Raw genomic sequence first — 19,818 nt, forward strand, 5'->3', positions numbered from 1 at the left:
TCCTCTTATCCTTCGTTCTTTACAAAGCGGTGGAAAATATAGGAGTTTGCCTCCTGCTCCTCGCTGTCATCCAGTTTCTCAAGTTCGATCTTCTTACCATATTTCTTTTCCAGTGCACGGCTGATCAGAAGATCAGCAAGCTGTGGATTCTTTGGAAGAAGTGGTCCGTGAAGATAGGTTCCGATCACATTTTTGTATACAACACCTTCCTCGCCAGACTGTCCGTCATTGCCATATCCGGACAGTACTTTTCCCAGAGCTTTGTTGTTTCCGATGGTGGTACGTCCTCCATGGTTCTCAAACCCTACAATGGGCATATCAAAAAGGTTGCTCTGCATCACAATATTTCCGATAAGACGGCCTTTTCCCTGCTCTGTGCTCATATCCACCAGTTTCAGTCCCTCGATCATTCCCTGATCGGTCTTATAGTAGTTTCCAAGGAGCTGATATCCACCACAGATTGCGATGACAACACCATTATCTTCCACATAGGCCTTGAAATCCTTCTGGATCTCTTTCAGCTTTTCGCATACCAGCATCTGCTCACGGTCAGAACCGCCTCCGAGAAGAACGATATCCAGTTTGGAAAAGTCGATCTTATCTCCCAGTTCAAACGCAATGGTTTCTGCCTCAATGCCTCTCCAGAGACAGCGTTTCATAAGGCACTGGATATTTCCTCTGTCACCGTAAAGGTTCAGAAGATCCGGATATAAATGTCCAATCGTTATCTTCATTTCTCACCCTCCAGTTTCTTCAGGATATTTCTGGTGCCAAACAGCGCCGTATAGTTTACAAGTACATAAAGATTGCCGCATCCATCCTCGATCCGCTTGCGGATGGCTGTCTCCACATCACTTTCCAGCATGGACGGGATATCCACATATTTCAGTCTGAGGCGCATATCCTGACAGCGAATGCCGCTGACTGTGATGGAATTGATATTATCTCCTCCGAAAAGGTCAAAATCCACGTCCCAGAGCCAGGAGATATCTTTTCCGTCCTGTGCGTTATCGTTGATCACAATGATGATATCCTTGGGAGATTCATCCTGCATCACAGCCGAAATATTCTGGTTAAAACCAGCCGGATTCTTGGCAAGGTTCAGGACAACGCTGGTGCCTTTGATCCGGAACTGCTCATTACGTCCGTTCTCAGGATTAAATTTCTTCAGCATCTCATTGAAATGTTCTGCCTTAAATCCTGCAGTACGGATTCCCGCATAGGCAGCCAGAATATTATATACATTATAGAAGCCTTTGTAATTGGCTACGATCCGCTTGTCCTCAACAGTGAAGGCGATCTGGTCATCCACCTTCACATCTGTGGCATCAAAATTAATCTCCGGACGTTTAAAACCGCATTTCGGGCATCTGTAGTCTCCCAGCTGGCTGTAATGATAGAAACTGTAGACCAGTCTCTCTCCACAGCATTTACAGAAGCGGCCCTCGCGGATCTCATTTGTTTTGTTTTTGATCACCGGTTTGCTGATTCCGTAGGTCACAAAAGGATTTCCGCAGTCCATGGCAAGATATGCGGACAGTGCATCGTCACCATTGACAATGACTTTCATATCCGGAACTTTTTTCATCATTTCTTCCAGAATATTCATAGTGATATCGATCTCACCGTAACGGTCCAGCTGGTCGCGGAACAGATTGGTCATAACCATATAATCCGGTTTGATCTTTGTGAACACGTGCCTTGTGGAAGCCTCGTCCACCTCAATACAGGCATAATCTGCATCCAGTTTTCCGCTGAATTTTGCACCCAGCACGAAAGCTGCCACAACTCCGTTCAGCATGTTGGAACCGGTATGGTTGCAGATGACTTTTTTGCCCTCTGCCTCCAGGCCTGCACAGAGCATGTTGTTGGTGGTTGTCTTTCCGTTGGTGCCACATACTACAAATATTTTTTCTCTTACCTGGGAGGAAAGCTCTTCCAGGATATCCGGGCATATCTTCAGTGCGATCTTACCGGCCCAGGTTACACCCTGGCGTCCCATAAGCTTACAGACATGTCCTGTAATTTTTGCTGCCATCACAGCAATGGTTGTTCTTATTTTCATAATCCTCTGATTCCTTTGTTTTTATTTCTCCTACCACAGATCATCTGCTGTCAGAAAATCGGTGCAGATTCCCTCCGCCCCCTGTGCAATATACTTTCTGGCCTGATTCCGGTCATTTACCGTGTATACATACAGTCGGATTCCCTTTTTTTCAAAAATTTCTTCTGTTTCTTCAGACCAGTATTTCCAGTAAATGGTTGCCGCAGGGATTCCCTTTTCTTCACAGAAAGATGCAATATGCTCCAGATCCTCCGCAGAATATTCCTGCCACAGCGAATATACATAGGAAGGAAAAGAATAGATCATGGCAGTTCCGGGAAACATCGCCTCACTGTAGATTTCCGGAATGATCTGATCCAGTACACTCTCTGCTCCAGCTGCTCTTGCAATTTCCACGTAATCACAGTAATCCTCCAGTGTTCTCTGATAATTACGCAGAGAATACTGCTTGGAATCGATCATCACATAGGCATCCGGATGCTCTTTCAGAAGCAGGAAAAAATCTTCCAGTGTCATCGGTGTGTATGTTCCATATATCTTACTGTTCTTAAACTGTTTCTCTGTAAGAACTTTTTTCCCGCTGCCTTTCCACTGCCCCATGGACTCCTTCCAGTTGTGCCGGCATACCCACACTCCGTCTGATGTTCTGGAAAGATCCAGCTCAAAAAGCCGTACGCCTTGTTGGTACATGGCAAGAAATCCCTCTCTGGAATTCAGATAGTCTCTTCCGTCCAGCCCGCCCAATGCATGGGCTATGGTTCGGTGATCCGACCATGAAAACTTCGTTGTGCCGGCAGTGGCGGTTCCTGTCATTGCAAAACTTCCTCCTATAAGAAAGAAGGAAACAAACAGAATTTCTATTGTCAGTATAAAACGCCGCATCATCTTTTCACATCCGTGTACTCATATTTTGTACATTACCGATTGTACGCTAAAAAGGAATAATAATCAAGCCAGGATTTTCATATACATTTATTGGGAAATACAAAAAAGGACATCTGCATTTCTGCAAATGTCCTTTAAAATGGTCAGAAGTAAATTATACAAGCTCGATAAGAACTTCCATAGCTGCATCGCCTTTACGCTGACCGATCTTAACGATTCTTGTGTAACCACCGTTACGATCTGCGTATTTCGGAGCGATCTCGCTGAACATCTTGTCAACCATGTCAACTTCTTTTGTGTTTTTCTTTCTGCCAGCGCCCTTAGTAGGAACCTCTGTTACAGGATAGAAAACTTTCATCATCTCACGACGTGCATGAAGTCTGGAAGGAGCATCTTTTTTGATCTCTTTCTGAACTTCATCGTAAACTGTTTTCTTCTTGCCGTCTACGACTTCTTTTACACGTTTTCCGTCAGCATTTTTACGAGCAACTTTAGCTGTTACTGTAACAGTCTCGAAATTGTCTTTCTCACGTACAGCCATAGCGATAAGTCCCTCAGCGATCTTGCGGATCTCTTTAGCCTTAGCCTCTGTTGTCACGATTTTTCCGTGATGAAGAAGGTTTGTAACCTGATTTCTCAGGAGTGCTTTTCTCTGGTTAGATGTTCTGCTTAATTTTCTATATTTTGCCATTTTATTATCCTCCATCTGTGGGACACCAGGACATGCTTGTTCGGTCTTACTGCCCTGCTGCTGACACCCCACTCATTATTCTGTTTCCGGCGGTGTGCATGTCTTAAACGCATGCTGGTACCGAAACCTGTTATCCAGTTACGGTTCGCGACATTCACCGCGAACCGTCAACATTATTATTCCTCTGTAGGCTGGAGCTGAAGTCCCAGCTCTTTGAGTTTCGCAAGTACTTCCTCTAATGATTTGCGGCCCAGATTACGAACCTTCATCATATCGTCAGAAGTCTTGTTGCATAATTCTTCAACCGTATTGATACCGGCTCTCTTAAGGCAGTTGTAGGAACGAACAGAGAGCTCAAGCTCATCAATGCTCATCTCCAGAACCTTTTCCTTCTCATTGTCTTCTTTCTCGATCATAACCTCTGCGGTCTTAGCATTCTCGGAAAGATCAATGAACAGGCTTAAATGCTCGCTGAGAACCTTCGCTGCAAGGCTGACTGCCTCGTCCGGATCAAGTGTTCCATTGGTATATACATCCAGTGTAAGCTTGTCGAAGTCAGTTACCTGACCAACTCGTGTATTCTCGACGATCATGTTGACTCTGTCAACCGGAGTGTAGATTGCATCAACTGCGATCACACCGATCGGCATGTCATCGGTTTTGCCTTTGTCTGCACTGATATAACCACGTCCCTTGGTAATGGTAAGTTCCATGGCCAGTCTGCAGTCTTTTCCGCCGTTCAGGGTTGCAATTACCTGATCCGGGTTCATGATCTCAATATCCTGATCTGCCTGGATATCAGCTGCTGTAACAACACCTTTGCCCTCACACTCGATGTATGCGGTCTTCGGTTCGTTGTCACTGCTGTGATTCTTGATGGCAAGAGATTTCAGATTCATGATGATCTCGGTTACATCTTCCTTCACGCCCGGAATGGAGCTGAATTCATGAAGTACACCATCGATCTTCACCTGGCTTACTGCAGCTCCCGGAAGGGAGGACAGCATAATTCTTCTTAAAGAATTGCCAAGGGTAGTACCGTAACCTCTTTCAAGAGGCTCTACAACGAATCTTCCAAACTTCTTATCTTCGGATATTTCGGTAATTTCGATTTTTGGTTTATTGAAATCAAACACTATAAGGTTCCCTCCTTCTGGGTTAATCAACATTCGAGGGTATTACCAATTTTTATAACTGTAGACACAGTAAACAGTTACTAATTATTTAGAATACAGCTCGACGATAAGCATCTCGTTTACAGGAACATCGATCTGCTCTCTTGTAGGAAGCTCTTTAATTACACCCTTCAGGTTCTCCTGATCAGCGTCGATCCACTCCGGAACAAGTCTTCCACCTGTAACCTCAAGGATTCCTTTATATCTCTCAGAACCTTTGCTCTTCTCTCTGATCTCGATTGTATCGCCTGCTTTGCAGAGATAGGACGGAATGTTTACGCATTTTCCGTTAACAAGTACGTGCTTGTGATCTACGATCTGACGAGCCTCTCTTCTTGTTCTAGCGAATCCCATACGGAAAACGATGTTGTCAAGTCTGCTCTCAAGCATAACCATAAGGTTCTCACCTGTCTGGCCCTGCATTCTGTCGGCTTTCTTGTAGTAGTTACGGAAAGGTTTCTCAAGAACTCCGTAGATGAATTTTGCTTTCTGTTTCTCTTTTAACTGAAGTCCGTACTCAGATACTTTACGGTTTGCACGTTTTAACTGTCTTGTGGACTTTTTATCAATTCCTAAGTAGATCGGATCCAGGCCAAGGGATCTGCATCTTTTCAGAACAGGTACTCTATTTACTGCCATTTCAACTACCTCCTAATTAGACTCTTCTGCGTTTTGGTGGACGGCATCCGTTGTGAGGAACCGGAGTTACGTCACGAATGCTGGTTACTTCAAGTCCGCATGCCTGAAGCGCACGGATTGCTGCTTCACGGCCTGAGCCCGGGCCTTTTACCATAACGTCTACTGTTTTTAATCCATGAATTAAAGCAGCTTTTGTTGCAGTCTCTGCTGCCATCTGTGCTGCATAAGGGGTAGATTTCCTTGAACCTTTAAATCCAAGACCACCGGCACTTGCCCATGAAAGAGCGTTTCCTTCGTTATCTGTCAGTGTAACGATTGTATTGTTGAAGGAAGACTGAATGTGTGCCTGTCCGTGTTCAACGTTTTTCTTGACACGACGTTTTGTCGTTTTCTTTGTAACTTTTGCCATTTTAAAACTAACCTACACTTTCCTTTTTTTGAAATTAATTAGTTATATCTATAAATTATTTCTTCTTGTTTGCAACTGTTCTCTTCGGTCCCTTGCGAGTTCTCGCATTTGTCTTAGTCTTCTGACCACGAACCGGGAGTCCTTTACGATGACGGATACCTCTGTAGCATCCGATCTCCTGCAGTCTCTTGATGTTAAGGGCGATTTCCCTTCTCAGATCACCTTCTACTGTCATTGTCTCATCAATAACAGCGCTCAGTCTCTTAACCTCGTCATCAGTCAGATCTCTGACACGTGTGTCAGGATTAACCTCTGCTTTAGCAAGAATTTTGTCTGCGCTTGGTCTACCAATTCCATAAATGTAGGTAAGACCGATTTCAATACGTTTCTCTCTTGGTAAGTCTACACCAGCTATACGAGCCATGTACTGTTTCCTCCATTTTCTGTTTCTGAAAGTCCTGCATATCGTATGTCACTTGCTCTCGCAAGGTGAAATGGGACATATCAACCTGCCGCTTTCTTTTCTAGTTTCCTAATTGGGGTGCCTCGGTAAAACACCCAGCTGTAATTGGCGAATCACAGCCTTTCCGAAATTGCGGATCTTAACCGCTGTTGCCTCTCGGTATTAGGCAATACATGCTTATTATTCACTCAGCAGAACAACCCTTCCGGGTGTTTCATACTGCAGCCGCACGTTTCACAAACATTCCAAAGAAGTTCCGATATGGAAATCAACCCTGACGCTGTTTGTGCTTCGGGTTCTCACAGATGATTCTGATGGATCCCTTTCTCTTAATGACCTTGCACTTCTCGCAGATCGGCTTTACAGATGATCTTACTTTCACTGGAAATCCTCCTTCCGTAAATTAGTCTCATATCTGCAGTTTCACAGGCGCACTCATACACAGTATTTGCGCGCTTGAAATATATACTAACACCTGTTTTCCTGAAATGCAAGAAAAAATTTTAAAAATTTTTGATTTTTTTTACAGGCTGTATTATAATGGGTGGCAAAGTCCGGCAGACATATGGAATCTGCCTATTTTAATGAAAGGAATCTTTACATATGCATACGGAAATGAAATATCGTTTTCTGATACATTACACCTTATCTTTTATCGGTGGATACCTGGGGCTTTATGCCATTGTGTCAAGAGCTGATCTTTTCGGCAATGCCCAGACAGCCAATCTTCTTGGTGTTGTGCGGGATCTCATAGGCAGGAATTTTTCGGATATGCTTCTGCGTGTGGGTGCGCTTCTCATATATATGGCTGCTGTTATCCTTACGGTCTGGATCCCAGAGCATTTTTCCGCAGATCTTCGTTTTATCAGTATCGGGATCGATATCTTTGCGATCCTGCTCCTGGGATTCTTTCCTTCCGGAATGTCTCCGGTTGTGGCTCTTTACCCCGTGTTCTTTGCAATGCCTTTCCAGTGGTGTACCTTCAAGGCTCCCGGCGGATATAACAGCTCCACGATCTTTTCCACCAACAACCTTCGCCAGTTCACCACAGCTGTCACTCAGTTCCTTATGAAAAAGGACAGCGCACAGTGCGATAAAGCAAAATTCTACGGAATGACGCTGCTTTCTTTTCATACAGGTGCAGCTTTGTCTCTGATCCTGTATATGACCTGCGGTCTCTCAGGCGTATGGCTCTGTCTGGTTCCTGCCTTCTATGCTGTATGGCTGATCAGTGCAGACCGGAATACCGCAGCCGATACACCGGCAGTTACCCGAAGCACAGCTTCTAACGGCAGCAGCCTCAGGAATCTTTCCTATAAGAAAAAAGAGGCCTGACTTTATTTTAGCTTTGATAAAATAAGAGGAAATGTGATCTGTTTTTACACTGTCACATTTCCTTTTTTGTTTACGCATAAGCCCCTCTGGCGCTTACAGCTTATATGCGTTCGAAATCCAGTATCATGATTTTGAATGGCCACAAATTGATTTCATCTATATTTCTCATACTATCCTCATAACATATCAATATGCTCCGTAACTTGTTTAAACATTCCACGGTATTTGCATTGCGCTTACCGGGAAAATCTTTTATAATTATTCCAGAAATCATAAATCCTGCTATATATTTTTGACCGAACATGAATGGAGAATTGAAATGCCCAAAAGTATTTACGAAGATATCTATAAAGATCTGAAAATGAAAATAGAGGACAACACCTTTGCCTATCAGGAGCTTCTGCCTTCCGAAAACACTCTGATCCAGACTTACGGCTGCTCCCGCAATACCCTGCGACGTGCGGTCAGTCTTCTTGTCAGTGACGGCTATGTACAGACCATGCAGGGAAAAGGTGTCCGCAATATCTACCGTCCAAACGAGAAGACTGCTTTCACCATCGGAGAGATCGAAACCTTCAAAGAATCTGCTGCAAGGAACGGTCAGAATGCCCATACGGAGGTGGCTCTTTTTACAGAGCTTTGTATCAGCAAAAATCAGTCAGCTTACACAGGATTTCCCGCTGGTGCAGAAGTATATTATATTCAGCGTATCCATTATCTTGAAGATATCCCGCTGATCATCAGCCATAATTATTTTCTGAAGGAATCCGTTCCCGGCCTTACTGCCGAGATTGCCAGTCATTCTATCTATGAATATCTGGAACAGGTGCTTCATATGACCATTGTCAACAGCAAACGTATCATGACTGTGGAAAAGGTTACAGAAATTGATGAAAAATATCTTCATCTGAATGTGAAGGATTATAACTGCGTGGCTGTAGTGTCTAGCCAGACTTATAACAGTGATGGCGTGATGTTTGAGTATACCCAGTCACGGCACAGACCGGATCATTTTCGATTTTATGATAATGCCCTGCGCCGATGAGCCCGACTCATAGCTACTTCGCAGCTATACGGTTATGAGCAGGTGACAAATGTGGCTCACAAATATCCGTCTAGATCTGTATAGATGCTGCAGTTTCCTATTTTCCAAAATTATGTTATACTGAAACGATCAACGGAGAGAGGAAATTTTATTTTTATGAAAAAACGAGAATCTTTTAACAGCCGCTGGGGGTTCATTCTGGCCTGCATCGGGTCTGCGGTTGGAATGGGAAATATCTGGATGTTTCCCACCAGAGTTTCCCTGTATGGCGGTGGATCGTTCCTGATCCCATATTTTATTTTTGTGGCACTGATCGGCTTTACCGGGGTGATCGGTGAGATGAGCTTTGGCCGCGGGACACGTTCCGGGCCCATTGACGCCTTCGGCATGGCCTGTGAAACCAAATGCAGACGAAGGCTGGGCGAAACACTGGGCTGGATACCGGTGATCGGTGCACTGGCCATGGCTATCGGTTATACGGTTGTTATGGGATGGATCTTCCGATATATGCTCGGAACCTTTACAGGATCTACCCTGGCACCGGCAAATATTGAGTCCTTTGGCGCCAAATTCGGAGGCATGGCCTCTGCCTGGGGAAATAATCTCTGGCAGCTGGCTGCTCTTGTGATCTGCATGTTTATCCTGATGTACGGCGTTGGAAGCGGCATCGAAAAGGCCAATAAAGTGATGATGCCTATCTTCTTTATACTGTTTGTGATCCTTGGCATCTATGTTGCCTTTCAGCCGGGAGCTGCTGCCGGATACCGCTATATCTTCCGCGTGGAGCCGGAAATTCTGGCAAAGCCTTCCACCTGGATCTTCGCACTTGGACAGGCATTTTTCTCCCTGTCTGTTGCAGGCAACGGTACACTGATCTACGGATCTTATCTTCCAGACAGCGAAGATATCCCTGCATCTGCTGCAAGGGTAGCACTTTTTGATACTCTGGCTGCTATGCTGGCAGCACTTGTTATCATTCCGGCCATGGCTACCACAGGTGCCAAGCTTGACCAGGGCGGTCCCGGACTTCTGTTCATCTACCTGCCGCACCTGATCAAAACCATGCCTGGCGGACGGATCATCGCCATTATCTTCTTCGTAGCCGTTTTCCTTGCAGGCATGACTTCCCTTATGAACCTTTATGAGGCCCCCATCGCCACGGTTCAGGAAAAAACAGGCCTTGGCCGTATCCCTTCCTGTATGGTGATCGCAGCTATCGGAGTGGTGGTTTCTCTTCTGATTCAGGGCATCGTCTCTGACTGGATGGATGTGCTTTCCATCTATATCTGTCCTCTTGGGGCAGGACTTGCAGGGATCATGTTCTTCTGGGTATTTGGCAAAAAATATGTGGAGAACCAGATCAACAAAGGCCGCGAAAAACCATTTACGAAATATTTTTACCCGGTGTGTAAATATCTTTATATTCCGGTATGCTTCCTGGTGCTGATCCTTGGTATCGTGCTTGGCGGTATCGGATGATAAAACGCTGAAATTTACAGAACGTACTACATAAAAGAATCCCGCGGAAACGGTTTTAAACGTTTCCGCGGGATTCTTTTCATTTATATTTTTGCAAAAGGGATGTTCTTTTTTAGAGGGTATCTGGTTTCTCCACTTCATAATCAGACCAGGAGGCAACGGTATCGCTGCCTGAAGTATCTGCGGTATCTTCGTATTTATCTACGGTGATGGTGTAATCGCTGTCGCCTTCTACATATACAGTTCCGTCTGTTCCTTTAATTGTGACATTTTTTCCGGAATCGTCTACGATGGTTCCTGCGTTGGAAAGTGTGGATACGGTGCTGTCACCGGTTACTGTCCAGGTAGAATCGTCACTGACATATACATTACAGTAGCCATCTCCGCCGTTGCCGGCAAAACTCTCATCGTCTATGATAGCTCCTGTCAGGTTACTTCCATCTGTCATATAGAAATCAAGCTGGCTGATGGTATCCCAGATCACACTGCCTTCCATATCCTGGCTGATTGCAGTAAAGTCACAATCTGCTCCGTTGGCTCCGCTTTCGCCCCAGCCTCTTTCGTTGTTATTTCCTGTACAGCGAAGGAAATACTCATTGTCATTGTTGTATGTGATATCTACATCTTTCAGTGTAATATCACTCTCTGTGTTGGTTGTGTAGAACACGCCGCCGTTCTGGGAAGTAAGGGTTCCGCCGTCCATCTGGAAAGTGCTGTTTCCTACTTCAGAATCACCGGACATACTCTGATAGAGAATTACGGTCCAGGTACTGTCATTCTGACTTAAGTCGCTCATATTTCCCGTAAGGTCGCAGTTAAAAAGATGCAGGGAGTTCAGTCCTTCGATGCACACCGCTTCTGATCCATTTGCTGTAAGTGTGGCATCTTTTACTGCAATATCTGCGGTGCAGTATACTGCCGGTGATCCTACACCGTTGGATGTGTAAGTTCCGCCGTCTACGACCATGGTTCCGCCGCCACGATCGCTTCGGATGGCTGCTGCAGATTCTCCGTCTGTCTCCACATTCAGATCCCAGGCGTATAATTTACCGCCACCAGCTGCATGGATTCCACCGGAAGTATCCTGTGTTGTCTTGATGGTGGTATCTGCCGCATAAACGGTTCCGTCGCCGTAGGCAAAAAGTCCTGCTCCGCCGGCTGCGTCAGTGGTTACGGTTCCGCCTTTTACATAGGCGTTGCCCTCTGTTGCAAGGAGTGCCGCTCCTACGCCGTAAAAGCTGGAGTTATCGCCGCCTGTGCTGTCGGAAGAATTTCTTGTGATATCTACATTATCAAAAGTTACATTGGCTCCTGAGGAAACAAGTGCCGCATTCTCGTCTGTTCCTGTAGATTCCAGGGATGTATCGGATACCTCTGTATCAGAATCGTACGTATTGGCTGCATCATAGCTGTCTACTCCCTGGGACTGTCCACCAGGTGCTCCACCAGGACCTCCCTGACCGCCGCCCATGTCTGAGCTCTGTACTTTAATAGTAAGGGCGTTTCCATCATCGTCTGTGGTGATGGCTACGATGTCACCTTCCTGGATGTCTGAGAGTTCGATGGTCTCACTCTGGGAATTATTGCCGTCCGGCGCACCGCCCTGGTCACCGCCTGGGGCCTGACCATTTCCATTATCTCCGTCTGGCTTCTCAGGGGCTTCTCCCTGACCATTTCCATCTGTGCTGTCACCGTCCGGTTTCTCCGGGGCTTCTCCCTGATTTCCTCCTGGTGCTCCGCCTGGACCTCCGGCGCTTTCTTTTGTGATCACTGTATCGTCTGTTACTGTGACTGTCATCTCATCTCCGGTCAGATCCAGCATGGAAGGCGCTTCTCCCTGATCTCCGCCTGGGGTACCACCATTTCCATCTGCATTGTCACCGTCCGGTTTCTCCGGGGCTTCATCACTGCTGTCATCAGATGCTGCCTCTGAATCGGATTTGTCTGCTGTATCAGAAGAAGCATCTCCACCATTTCCGCCCATTTCTTTCATCGTTCCAACTGCGATGATAATCTTTCCGGCTTCCACAGATTTCACTTCACCGTAGGTCACATCTTCCTCATCAGAATCCTCTTTATCCACATCTGCACTGCTGTCACTATCATCTGTGCTTTCTGCACTCTCTACTGTTGTATCTTCTGTTTCTTTATTCTCTGAACTTTCCGCTGTATTCGTTGTTGTCTCTGTTGTCGCTACCCCACATGCGGTAACAGATGTTGTTGCTATCATAACTCCTAAGATTGCTGCAAGATATTTTTTCTTCATATAAACACCTCTCTCTTTCTTGTATGCTCATACTATATCAACAAAATCTGTTCACTTTATGTTTAAAGCGTGAAAAAAGTATGAGCGATAAAGTCCAGTTTGAAATCTTTTCCCGGAAAAAGGCATAAAAAAAGACCCGGCAGTTTAAACCGCCAGGCCCTTTACAGAATTTCTTATTTATCTCTCCAGATGATTCTTCCCTTGGAAAGATCATACGGAGAAAGTTCGATCGTTACTTTATCTCCCGGGAGAATACGGATGAAGTTCATACGGAGCTTACCGCTGATATGGGCAAGTACCACATGTTTGTTTTCCAGTTCTACTTTAAACATCGCGTTAGGCAGTTTCTCCAGAACAGTGCCTTCTACTTCGATCACATCTGCTTTTGACATTTTTTACCTCCTATGTCATGACAACAATTGCTGCTTACAGATTCGTAAGCGTCAGAATCTCTGGTTCCCCATCGGTGATGAGGATCGTATTTTCATAATGTGCGGAAAGTGAACCATCCATGGTTACTACTGTCCACTCATCGTCCAGCCATGCCACGTCCGCACGACCAAGGTTGATCATGGGCTCGACGGCCAGGGTCATTCCCGGAAGGAGCTTGATGCCCCTGCGCTTCTGCGGGAAGTTTGGAATCTGCGGATCCTCATGAAGATGAGTTCCGATTCCATGTCCTACAAGGTCACGTACAATACCGTAACGGTATTTCGCTGCGTGGGCTCCGATGGCTTTGGAAATATCATTTAAATGATTTCCGGCTTTTGCCATTTTCAGTCCTTCAAAAAAGCACTCTCTTGTAACCTTAATGAGCTGCTGTGCTTCTTTGGATACTTCACCTACCGCATAGGTACGTGCTGCGTCAGAATGGTAGCCCTTATAAATCAGGCCGGCGTCGATCTTAACCAGATCCCCGTCCTGGATGATCTTCTCTTCGGATGGAATTCCATGCACAACCTCGTCATTCAGGCTGATACAGAAAGAAGCCGGAAAACCTCCGTAATTCAGAAAGTTCGGAATACAGCCCATAGACCGGATCATTTCTTCACCGATCTTATCAATCTCCTTGGTGCTGACACCTGGTTTGATGTAAGGGATCAAACCGTCGTGCACCTTCTCAAGAAGATGGCCGGATTCTCTCATAAGTTCTATTTCATGCTGTGTCTTAATTGTTACGGACATTCTTATTCTCCTAAGATGTCAACGATCTCCTGGAATACCTCATTCAGGTCCCTGGTTCCGTCTACCGTCTTCAAAACACCCTGTGTGGTGTAATAGTCAATCAATGGCTGTGTCTGCTCATGATAAACATTCAGACGTTTCTGGACTGTCTCCGGCTTGTCATCGTCACGGAGTACAAGCTTGTCACCACAGGTATCGCAGACACCTTCTGTCTTCGGTGCTGCAAATACAACGTGATAAGTTGCACCACATTTCACACATGCACGGCGTCCACCCATACGTTTCACGATGTTATCATCCGGCACATCCACATCGATTGCATAGTCAATTTTGCTTCCAAGTTTATTCAGAGCTTCTGTCAGACATTCTGCCTGCGGAATTGTTCTCGGGAAACCATCCAGAACATAACCTTCTCTTGCGTCATCCTGCTGGATTCTGTCAACAACAAGGTCACAGGTCAGTTCATCCGGAACGAGAAGTCCCTGATCCATGTAAGTTTTTGCTTTTTTTCCAAGCTCAGTACCGTTCTTGATGTTGGCACGGAAAATATCTCCTGTGGAGATGTGCGGAATTCCATATTTCGCCGCAATTTTCTTAGCCTGAGTACCTTTGCCTGCCCCCGGTGCACCCAACATAATAATTCTCATAGCATACCCTCCATTTTCCTGTTTTCTGCCTGATTTTCAGACAGTCCTGTTTACAAATCAAGGCTGCGACACTTTCGCACCGCAACCTTCATTTTCAATTAGTTCAGGAAGCCTTTGTAATTACGTACAAGCAGCTGTGATTCCACCTGCTTAACGGTCTCCAGGATAACACCTACGATGATGATGATAGATGTACCGCCGAAGGAAACATTCGCACCGAACACACCGTTGAAGAAGAACGGGATTACGGCCACGATAACAAGACCTACTGCACCTATAAATATAATATAATTCAGGATTTTAGTCAAATAATCTGAAGTCGGTTTTCCCGGACGGATGCCTGGGATAAAACCGCCCTGCTTTTTGATATTATCGGCTACTTCCAACGGATTAAAGGTAATGGATGTATAGAAGTATGCGAAGAATACGCAAAGTACCACATACAGGATCAGACCCCAGCTGTACTGGATCTGACTTGGATTACACCAGTTATTGGAGGAAAGTCCTCTTAAGATCTCACTTCCAATGCCTGTTCCGTTTCCTTTGCCAGCGAACTGTGCAATGATTGACGGGAAAGACATAATGGAGGAAGCAAAAATAACCGGAATAACGCCGGCAGTATTTACTTTAAGCGGGATGTTTGTGGACTGACCGCCCATCATTTTACGTCCAACCATCTTCTTGGAATACTGAACCGGAATTCTTCTCTCTGCTCCGTTGAGGATAAGTACGAGCACTACAACAACCAGGATGATCACAGCGATGATGCAGGCTGCAAGCATTCCTTTTGCAATTGTTTTGCCCTTGACGAAGTTCTCATAAAGAAGGGATATATCGCTCGGGATCCTGGACACGATATTGATAGTCAGGACAATGGAAATACCATTTCCGATGCCCTTCTCTGTAATACGCTCGCCCAGCCACATAAGCATTGCGGAACCCGCTGTTAAACTTGCAACAACCACGATTCCCTTCAGGAAATTCATATCCGGGATCATACCCTGACGTCCGAATCCGATTGCCATGGCAACAGACTCAAACAGAGCAAGACCGACCGTTACATAACGTGTGATTGCTGTAAGCTTTTTTCTTCCTTCTTCTCCGTCACGCTGCATCTCTTCCAGTGCCGGAATAGCAATGGTAAGAAGCTGAATGATAATGGAAGAAGTAATGTAAGGTGTGATGTTCAATGCAAAAATTGACATCTGAGTAAAGGAACCGCCGGTGAACGCATCAAAGAAATTGAATGCGTCACCGGTATTAGATTCAAACCACTGCTTAAAGAAGTCACTGTCGACCCCCGGTACAGGAAGCTGGGATCCAATTCTGATCACGAATATCATCCAGATCAGATAGAGAAGTTTCCTTCTCATTTCCTTTACTTTGAAAACACTCTTAAGAGTCTCAAACATTAGATCACCTCTACTGTACCACCAGCAGCTTCAATTTTTGTTTTTGCAGTCTCGCTGACAGCGTTTACTTTAACATTGAGTTTTTTTGTAAGTTCGCCGTTTCCAAGGATCTTAACACCATCACCAGCCTTGGAGATTGCACCGCTTGCAAGTAAGCTGTCAACTGTAACCTCTGCGCCATCCTCAAAACGATTGAGAACGTCTACATTGATTGCGATAATTTCTTTAGAGTTTCTGTTAGTGAAACCTCTCTTAGGAAGACGTCTGTATAAAGGCATCTGACCTCCCTCGAATCCCGGTTTCTTGTGTCCGGAACGAGCAAGCTGTCCTTTATGTCCTTTACCAGCAGTTTTGCCGTTTCCTGAACCATGTCCACGGCCTCTTCTGAAGTTATCGCTATGCTTGGAACCCTCTGCGGGTCTTAAGTTTGATAATTCCATTCTGGCACCTCCTTAATCTTCTACTTTTACCAGGTGCTGCACCTGCTGAATCATTCCTCTAGTTGCAGCGTTGTCTGGCATCTCAACTGTTTTATGCATCTTTGTAAGACCCATAGCTTTTACAGTCTTTTTGTGCTTCGGTACTGCACCGATTGGAGATTTTACCAGTGTAACCTTGATTGTATCTGCCATTTCCATTTCCTCCTTAACCCAGAATCTCATCTACAGATTTTCCGCGGAGCTTTGCAACCTCTTCCGGAGTCTTTAACTGGCTCAGGCCTGCGATTGTTGCCAGAACTACGTTCTGTTTATTTCTGGAACCCATACATTTTGTACGGATGTTTTTGATACCAGCAAGCTCGATTACGGCACGTGCCGGGCCACCGGCGATAACTCCAGTACCTTCCGGAGCTCTCTTCAGAAGCATCTCAGCGCTTCCGAATTTTCCGATGAAGTCATGTGTAATGGAATTGTTCTCGTCTCTTGCAACAGTAACAAGTTTCTTCATAGCGTCCTCTTTACCTTTGCGGATCGCCTCCGGAATTTCTGCTGCTTTTCCTAAACCTGCACCAACGTGTCCATTGCCGTCACCTACAACAACTAAAGCTGTGAAACGGAAGTTACGACCACCTTTAACAACCTTGGTAACACGCTTGATTGATACTACTTTATCTTCTAACTCTAACTGACTAGCATCAATAAGATTACGTTTCATGTGTTCTTTTCCTCCTCTTAGAATTTCAGTCCAGCTTCTCTTGCTGCATCTGCCAGTGCTTTAACTTTTCCGTGGTAGATATATCCACCTCTGTCGAAAACAACGCTCTCGATACCAGCCTCAACAGCTTTTTTACCGATTACTGTTCCGACTTTTGCTGCAGCCTGTACATCGTCAGTGTTCTCAAGCTCTGCTTTTACGTCCTTCTGGAGAGTAGAAGCGGATACTAAAGTTTTACCAACTGTGTCATCAATAATCTGTGCATAGATGTGCTTGTTGGAACGAAATACTGCCAGACGAGGAGTAGTTGCAGTTCCGTTTAAATGATGACGTAATCTTCTATGCTTCTTTTCGCGAATTTCGCTTCTGGATGCTTTGTTAATCATATTCTCACTCTCCTTAATTATTTCTTACCGGTCTTACCGACTTTACGTCTGATAACTTCGTCAACGTACTTGATTCCCTTGCCCTTGTATGGCTCAGGTCTTCTCTTGTCTCTGATCTCAGCTGCGTACTGGCCAACTTTTTCTTTGCTGATACCAGATACGATGATCTTGTTTCCATCAACTGTGGACTCAAGACCTTCTGGATCTTCCATCTCTACCGGGTGAGAATATCCGAGGTTAAGTACAAGTTTCTTGCCCTGCTTAGCAGCTCTGTAACCAACACCGTTAACCTCAAGCTCTTTTTTGTATCCTTCGCTTACACCAACAACCATGTTGTGGATAAGGCTTCTTGTTAAGCCGTGAAGGGCTTTGATTCTCTTTAAGTCGTTCGGTCTTGTTACAACTACATGACCGTCTTCAACTTTGATCTCTAACTCTGTCGGGAGTGCTCTCTCAAGTGTTCCCTTAGGTCCTTTTACTGTTACAACGTTTCCATCTGCGACTGTAACCTCAACGCCAGCTGGAATTGCAACCGGAAGTCTTCCGATTCGTGACATAAATTTGTCCTCCTTACTTAGATTGTCGGAGAGGGCCCATGCCCTCTCTGTTTTCAGTTTAAAAGCTATATGACTGCCCTGTATGGACTACCATACAAATGCAAGTACCTCGCCACCAACCTGAAGCTTACGAGCCTCTTTGTCAGTGATAACGCCTTTGTTTGTGGAAAGGATTGCGATACCAAGTCCGCCAAGAACCTTCGGAAGCTCATCCTTGCCTGCGTATACACGAAGACCTGGTTTGGAGATTCTCTTAAGTCCTGTGATGATCTTCTGGTTTTTATCCTCACCGTATTTCAGTGTGATGTGAAGAGTTTTAACAACTCCATCCTCAACCAGATCATATTTTGCGATGTATCCCTCATCTACAAGGATGTTTGCGATAGCAATTTTCATCTTGGATGCCGGTACGTCTACAGTGTCATGTTTTGCAGTGTTTGCGTTACGGATTCTTGTAAGCATATCTGCGATCGGATCGCTCATTGTCATGTAAGTTTCCTCCTCTTTCTTCAGACTTTACATGTCGTGTGAATATTATTTAAATGATTAAAAAGTTGCTTTCACCTCGGCCTACCAGGAAGCTTTCTTAACACCCGGGATCTGACCTTTGTATGCCAGCTCACGGAAGCAGATTCTGCAAATTCCGTATTTTCTCAGGTATGCATGTGGACGGCCACAGATTCTGCAGCGAGTATACTCTCTTGTGGAGAATTTAGCTTTACGCTGCTGTTTAATTTTCATTGCTGTCTTAGCCATGAATCTTTTCCTCCTATTTAGCAAATGGCATGTTGAATAATGTCAGTAATTCGCGTGCCTCTTCATCTGTTTTAGCAGTTGTAACGAAGATAACGTCCATTCCTCTTACTTTATCAACCTTATCGTACTCAACCTCTGGGAAGATCAGCTGCTCTTTGATACCAAGAGCGTAGTTTCCTCTGCCGTCGAATGCGTTCGGGTTAACACCACGGAAGTCACGTACACGTGGAAGAGCAAGGTTGATAAGACGATCAGCGAACTCATACATCTTCTCGCCTCTTAAGGTAACTTTACATCCGATCGGCATACCCTCTCTGATTTTGAAGTTAGCGACAGATTTTTTCGCTTTTGTAGCGATTGCTTTCTGTCCTGTAACAAGTTCCATATCTGCGATTGCAGCGTCAAGAAGTTTAGCGTTCTCTTTTGCCTCGCCAACACCCATGTTAACAACGATTTTCTCGAGTTTTGGCACTTCCATTACGTTTTTGTATCCGAATTTCTTGGTCATGGCATCCATGATCTCGTTCTTGTAAAGATCTTTTAATCTACTCACCTTTATATGCCTCCTCTCTTAATTAATCGATTGTCTTTCCTGTTGCTTTGGCAACACGAACTTTTTTGTCTCCATCCATCTTGAATCCAACTCTTGTAGCTTTTCCGTCTACAACGAGCATTACGTTGGAGATGTGAAGCGGAGCTTCTTTTGTCACGATTCCACCGTTCTGATTAGCTGCGGACGGTTTAGCGTGCTTTGTAACCATGTTTACGTTCTCAACAACTACTGTGTTGTCTTTTACGTTAACTGCAAGAACTTTTCCGTCCTTACCTTTATCTTTTCCAGCGATAACTTTTACAGTATCACCTTTTTTAATTTTCATAGCTGACATTCGGCACCCTCCTATAATACTTCCGGAGCTAAGGAAACGATCTTCATGAATTTCTTCTCACGAAGCTCTCTGGCAACTGGTCCAAAGATACGAGTTCCTCTCGGAGTTAAGTCATCCTTGATAATTACGGCAGCATTTTCATCGAAACGGATGTAGGATCCGTCTTTACGACGAGCGCCTTTTTTAGTTCTAACAACTACAGCTTTAACAACGTCACCTTTTTTAACAACGCCGCCTGGTGTTGCATCTTTAACCGTAGCAACGATTGTGTCACCGATGTTTGCATATCTTCTTGTAGAGCCGCCCATAACACGAATACAAAGGATTTCTTTTGCACCAGTGTTGTCGGCAACTTTCAGTCTAGTTTCCTGCTGAATCATA

General features: G+C 45.1%; 27 protein-coding genes. 3 read left to right on the forward strand and 24 right to left on the reverse strand.

The window, feature by feature from the left end; all coding sequences use genetic code 11:
• Positions 1-5 precede the first annotated feature (5 nt).
• The 9 genes from GPK88_RS12405 to rpmJ all read right to left on the reverse strand — a co-directional run bounded on the left by GPK88_RS12405 (position 6) and on the right by rpmJ (position 6,709).
• The gene (locus GPK88_RS12405) at positions 6-734 is read right to left on the reverse strand and encodes a type 1 glutamine amidotransferase (RefSeq protein ID WP_148447484.1); all 729 of its coding nucleotides are present in this window, start codon (positions 732-734) and stop codon (positions 6-8) included.
• On the reverse strand, positions 731-2,065 hold the full coding sequence (locus GPK88_RS12410) for a MurT ligase domain-containing protein (protein WP_148447486.1): 1,335 nt from the start codon (positions 2,063-2,065) through the stop codon (positions 731-733). Before GPK88_RS12410 ends, GPK88_RS12405 begins: the two co-directional genes overlap by 4 nt.
• A 30-nt stretch (positions 2,066-2,095) precedes the next feature.
• Positions 2,096-2,878, reverse strand: coding sequence for a phosphatidylinositol-specific phospholipase C/glycerophosphodiester phosphodiesterase family protein (locus tag GPK88_RS12415; RefSeq protein WP_252196689.1), 783 nt, complete (start codon positions 2,876-2,878; stop codon positions 2,096-2,098).
• 226 nt (positions 2,879-3,104) lie between these two features.
• Complete coding sequence (locus GPK88_RS12420) at positions 3,105-3,641, reverse strand: bL17 family ribosomal protein (protein ID WP_173762662.1); 537 nt, start codon at positions 3,639-3,641, stop codon at positions 3,105-3,107.
• A 176-nt stretch (positions 3,642-3,817) separates the two neighbouring features.
• Positions 3,818-4,777 (reverse strand): DNA-directed RNA polymerase subunit alpha, encoded by a 960-nt coding sequence (locus tag GPK88_RS12425; protein ID WP_021976085.1) that lies wholly within the window; start codon positions 4,775-4,777, stop codon positions 3,818-3,820.
• An 84-nt stretch (positions 4,778-4,861) separates the two neighbouring features.
• A complete protein-coding gene (gene rpsD, locus GPK88_RS12430; RefSeq protein WP_021976086.1) occupies positions 4,862-5,455 on the reverse strand; it encodes a 30S ribosomal protein S4 in 594 nt (197 codons plus the stop codon).
• A 16-nt stretch (positions 5,456-5,471) separates the two neighbouring features.
• A complete protein-coding gene (gene rpsK / locus GPK88_RS12435; RefSeq protein ID WP_015526942.1) occupies positions 5,472-5,864 on the reverse strand; it encodes a 30S ribosomal protein S11 in 393 nt (130 codons plus the stop codon).
• A 55-nt stretch (positions 5,865-5,919) separates the two neighbouring features.
• A complete protein-coding gene (gene rpsM, locus GPK88_RS12440; protein ID WP_008707282.1) occupies positions 5,920-6,288 on the reverse strand; it encodes a 30S ribosomal protein S13 in 369 nt (122 codons plus the stop codon).
• Positions 6,289-6,595: 307 nt separating this feature from the next.
• A complete protein-coding gene (rpmJ, locus tag GPK88_RS12445) occupies positions 6,596-6,709 on the reverse strand; it encodes a 50S ribosomal protein L36 (RefSeq protein ID WP_003022746.1) in 114 nt (37 codons plus the stop codon).
• A gap of 233 nt (positions 6,710-6,942) precedes the next feature.
• Here rpmJ and GPK88_RS12450 point away from each other — a divergent pair, with 233 nt between their 5' ends.
• The 3 genes from GPK88_RS12450 to GPK88_RS12460 all read left to right on the forward strand — a co-directional run bounded on the left by GPK88_RS12450 (position 6,943) and on the right by GPK88_RS12460 (position 10,186).
• Complete coding sequence (locus GPK88_RS12450) at positions 6,943-7,662, forward strand: YoaK family protein (RefSeq protein ID WP_178004627.1); 720 nt, start codon at positions 6,943-6,945, stop codon at positions 7,660-7,662.
• Between the two features lie 319 nt (positions 7,663-7,981).
• On the forward strand, positions 7,982-8,707 hold the full coding sequence (locus GPK88_RS12455) for a UTRA domain-containing protein (protein WP_161208734.1): 726 nt from the start codon (positions 7,982-7,984) through the stop codon (positions 8,705-8,707).
• A gap of 156 nt (positions 8,708-8,863) precedes the next feature.
• Entirely contained in the window at positions 8,864-10,186 is a 1,323-nt protein-coding gene (locus tag GPK88_RS12460; RefSeq protein ID WP_148447491.1) for a sodium-dependent transporter, read from the forward strand.
• A gap of 112 nt (positions 10,187-10,298) precedes the next feature.
• Here the strand turns inward: GPK88_RS12460 and GPK88_RS12465 are convergent, their stop codons facing one another.
• The 15 genes from GPK88_RS12465 to rplN form a co-directional block, all read right to left on the reverse strand.
• Positions 10,299-12,452 carry an ICP22 family protein gene (locus GPK88_RS12465; protein WP_173762664.1) on the reverse strand — a complete coding sequence of 718 codons (2,154 nt, stop codon included), beginning with the start codon at positions 12,450-12,452 and terminating at the stop codon, positions 10,299-10,301.
• A 173-nt stretch (positions 12,453-12,625) separates the two neighbouring features.
• On the reverse strand, positions 12,626-12,844 hold the full coding sequence (gene infA, locus GPK88_RS12470) for a translation initiation factor IF-1 (RefSeq protein WP_005428560.1): 219 nt from the start codon (positions 12,842-12,844) through the stop codon (positions 12,626-12,628).
• A 34-nt stretch (positions 12,845-12,878) separates the two neighbouring features.
• Positions 12,879-13,637, reverse strand: coding sequence for a type I methionyl aminopeptidase (map, locus tag GPK88_RS12475; protein WP_021975812.1), 759 nt, complete (start codon positions 13,635-13,637; stop codon positions 12,879-12,881).
• A 2-nt stretch (positions 13,638-13,639) separates the two neighbouring features.
• A complete protein-coding gene (locus tag GPK88_RS12480) occupies positions 13,640-14,284 on the reverse strand; it encodes an adenylate kinase (RefSeq protein WP_118608608.1) in 645 nt (214 codons plus the stop codon).
• Between the two features lie 98 nt (positions 14,285-14,382).
• Entirely contained in the window at positions 14,383-15,696 is a 1,314-nt protein-coding gene (gene secY, locus GPK88_RS12485; RefSeq protein ID WP_118608609.1) for a preprotein translocase subunit SecY, read from the reverse strand.
• Positions 15,696-16,136: a 50S ribosomal protein L15 gene (gene rplO, locus GPK88_RS12490; protein WP_118608610.1), complete on the reverse strand. Its 441-nt coding sequence runs from the start codon at positions 16,134-16,136 to the stop codon at positions 15,696-15,698. The genes secY and rplO overlap by 1 nt, the downstream gene beginning before the upstream one ends.
• Before the next feature lie 12 nt (positions 16,137-16,148).
• Positions 16,149-16,328 (reverse strand): 50S ribosomal protein L30, encoded by a 180-nt coding sequence (gene rpmD / locus GPK88_RS12495; RefSeq protein WP_015526932.1) that lies wholly within the window; start codon positions 16,326-16,328, stop codon positions 16,149-16,151.
• A 13-nt stretch (positions 16,329-16,341) separates the two neighbouring features.
• Complete coding sequence (gene rpsE, locus GPK88_RS12500) at positions 16,342-16,851, reverse strand: 30S ribosomal protein S5 (RefSeq protein ID WP_015526931.1); 510 nt, start codon at positions 16,849-16,851, stop codon at positions 16,342-16,344.
• 17 nt (positions 16,852-16,868) lie between these two features.
• Complete coding sequence (gene rplR, locus GPK88_RS12505) at positions 16,869-17,237, reverse strand: 50S ribosomal protein L18 (RefSeq protein WP_015526930.1); 369 nt, start codon at positions 17,235-17,237, stop codon at positions 16,869-16,871.
• 17 nt (positions 17,238-17,254) lie between these two features.
• On the reverse strand, positions 17,255-17,794 hold the full coding sequence (rplF, locus tag GPK88_RS12510) for a 50S ribosomal protein L6 (protein ID WP_015526929.1): 540 nt from the start codon (positions 17,792-17,794) through the stop codon (positions 17,255-17,257).
• A gap of 87 nt (positions 17,795-17,881) precedes the next feature.
• Positions 17,882-18,283, reverse strand: coding sequence for a 30S ribosomal protein S8 (rpsH, locus tag GPK88_RS12515; RefSeq protein WP_015526928.1), 402 nt, complete (start codon positions 18,281-18,283; stop codon positions 17,882-17,884).
• 81 nt (positions 18,284-18,364) lie between these two features.
• Complete coding sequence (locus GPK88_RS12520) at positions 18,365-18,550, reverse strand: type Z 30S ribosomal protein S14 (protein ID WP_015526927.1); 186 nt, start codon at positions 18,548-18,550, stop codon at positions 18,365-18,367.
• Positions 18,551-18,563: 13 nt separating this feature from the next.
• Entirely contained in the window at positions 18,564-19,103 is a 540-nt protein-coding gene (gene rplE / locus GPK88_RS12525) for a 50S ribosomal protein L5 (RefSeq protein ID WP_021650765.1), read from the reverse strand.
• A 22-nt stretch (positions 19,104-19,125) separates the two neighbouring features.
• Entirely contained in the window at positions 19,126-19,437 is a 312-nt protein-coding gene (rplX, locus tag GPK88_RS12530; protein WP_021650764.1) for a 50S ribosomal protein L24, read from the reverse strand.
• Positions 19,438-19,448: 11 nt separating this feature from the next.
• On the reverse strand, positions 19,449-19,817 hold the full coding sequence (rplN, locus tag GPK88_RS12535; RefSeq protein ID WP_019162495.1) for a 50S ribosomal protein L14: 369 nt from the start codon (positions 19,815-19,817) through the stop codon (positions 19,449-19,451).
• Position 19,818: the final 1 nt, after the last annotated feature.

The sequence above is a fragment of the Blautia sp. MCC269 genome, from assembly GCF_018785655.1.
Classification (GTDB): domain Bacteria; phylum Bacillota; class Clostridia; order Lachnospirales; family Lachnospiraceae; genus Blautia_A.

Excerpts from the sequence above, each read along its gene's own strand:
- GPK88_RS12480 (WP_118608608.1), bottom strand. The coding sequence starts at position 14,284 with ATGAGAATTATTATGTTGGGTGCACCGGGGGCAGGCAAAGGTACTCAG.
- GPK88_RS12460 (WP_148447491.1), top strand. The coding sequence starts at position 8,864 with ATGAAAAAACGAGAATCTTTTAACAGCCGCTGGGGGTTCATTCTGGCC.
- rpsM (WP_008707282.1), bottom strand. The coding sequence starts at position 6,288 with ATGGCTCGTATAGCTGGTGTAGACTTACCAAGAGAGAAACGTATTGAA.
- rplN (WP_019162495.1), bottom strand. The coding sequence starts at position 19,817 with ATGATTCAGCAGGAAACTAGACTGAAAGTTGCCGACAACACTGGTGCA.
- GPK88_RS12415 (WP_252196689.1), bottom strand. The coding sequence starts at position 2,878 with ATGACAGGAACCGCCACTGCCGGCACAACGAAGTTTTCATGGTCGGAT.
- rpsK (WP_015526942.1), bottom strand. The coding sequence starts at position 5,864 with ATGGCAAAAGTTACAAAGAAAACGACAAAACGTCGTGTCAAGAAAAAC.
- GPK88_RS12450 (WP_178004627.1), top strand. The coding sequence starts at position 6,943 with ATGAAATATCGTTTTCTGATACATTACACCTTATCTTTTATCGGTGGA.
- rplF (WP_015526929.1), bottom strand. The coding sequence starts at position 17,794 with ATGTCACGAATCGGAAGACTTCCGGTTGCAATTCCAGCTGGCGTTGAG.
- rpmD (WP_015526932.1), bottom strand. The coding sequence starts at position 16,328 with ATGGCAGATACAATCAAGGTTACACTGGTAAAATCTCCAATCGGTGCA.
- secY (WP_118608609.1), bottom strand. The coding sequence starts at position 15,696 with ATGTTTGAGACTCTTAAGAGTGTTTTCAAAGTAAAGGAAATGAGAAGG.
- map (WP_021975812.1), bottom strand. The coding sequence starts at position 13,637 with ATGTCCGTAACAATTAAGACACAGCATGAAATAGAACTTATGAGAGAA.
- infA (WP_005428560.1), bottom strand. The coding sequence starts at position 12,844 with ATGTCAAAAGCAGATGTGATCGAAGTAGAAGGCACTGTTCTGGAGAAA.
- GPK88_RS12455 (WP_161208734.1), top strand. The coding sequence starts at position 7,982 with ATGCCCAAAAGTATTTACGAAGATATCTATAAAGATCTGAAAATGAAA.
- GPK88_RS12465 (WP_173762664.1), bottom strand. The coding sequence starts at position 12,452 with ATGAAGAAAAAATATCTTGCAGCAATCTTAGGAGTTATGATAGCAACA.
- GPK88_RS12420 (WP_173762662.1), bottom strand. The coding sequence starts at position 3,641 with ATGGCAAAATATAGAAAATTAAGCAGAACATCTAACCAGAGAAAAGCA.
- GPK88_RS12520 (WP_015526927.1), bottom strand. The coding sequence starts at position 18,550 with ATGGCTAAGACAGCAATGAAAATTAAACAGCAGCGTAAAGCTAAATTC.
- rpsE (WP_015526931.1), bottom strand. The coding sequence starts at position 16,851 with ATGAAACGTAATCTTATTGATGCTAGTCAGTTAGAGTTAGAAGATAAA.
- rplR (WP_015526930.1), bottom strand. The coding sequence starts at position 17,237 with ATGATTAACAAAGCATCCAGAAGCGAAATTCGCGAAAAGAAGCATAGA.
- GPK88_RS12410 (WP_148447486.1), bottom strand. The coding sequence starts at position 2,065 with ATGAAAATAAGAACAACCATTGCTGTGATGGCAGCAAAAATTACAGGA.
- rpsD (WP_021976086.1), bottom strand. The coding sequence starts at position 5,455 with ATGGCAGTAAATAGAGTACCTGTTCTGAAAAGATGCAGATCCCTTGGC.
- rplO (WP_118608610.1), bottom strand. The coding sequence starts at position 16,136 with ATGGAATTATCAAACTTAAGACCCGCAGAGGGTTCCAAGCATAGCGAT.
- GPK88_RS12405 (WP_148447484.1), bottom strand. The coding sequence starts at position 734 with ATGAAGATAACGATTGGACATTTATATCCGGATCTTCTGAACCTTTAC.
- rpsH (WP_015526928.1), bottom strand. The coding sequence starts at position 18,283 with ATGACAATGAGCGATCCGATCGCAGATATGCTTACAAGAATCCGTAAC.
- rplX (WP_021650764.1), bottom strand. The coding sequence starts at position 19,437 with ATGTCAGCTATGAAAATTAAAAAAGGTGATACTGTAAAAGTTATCGCT.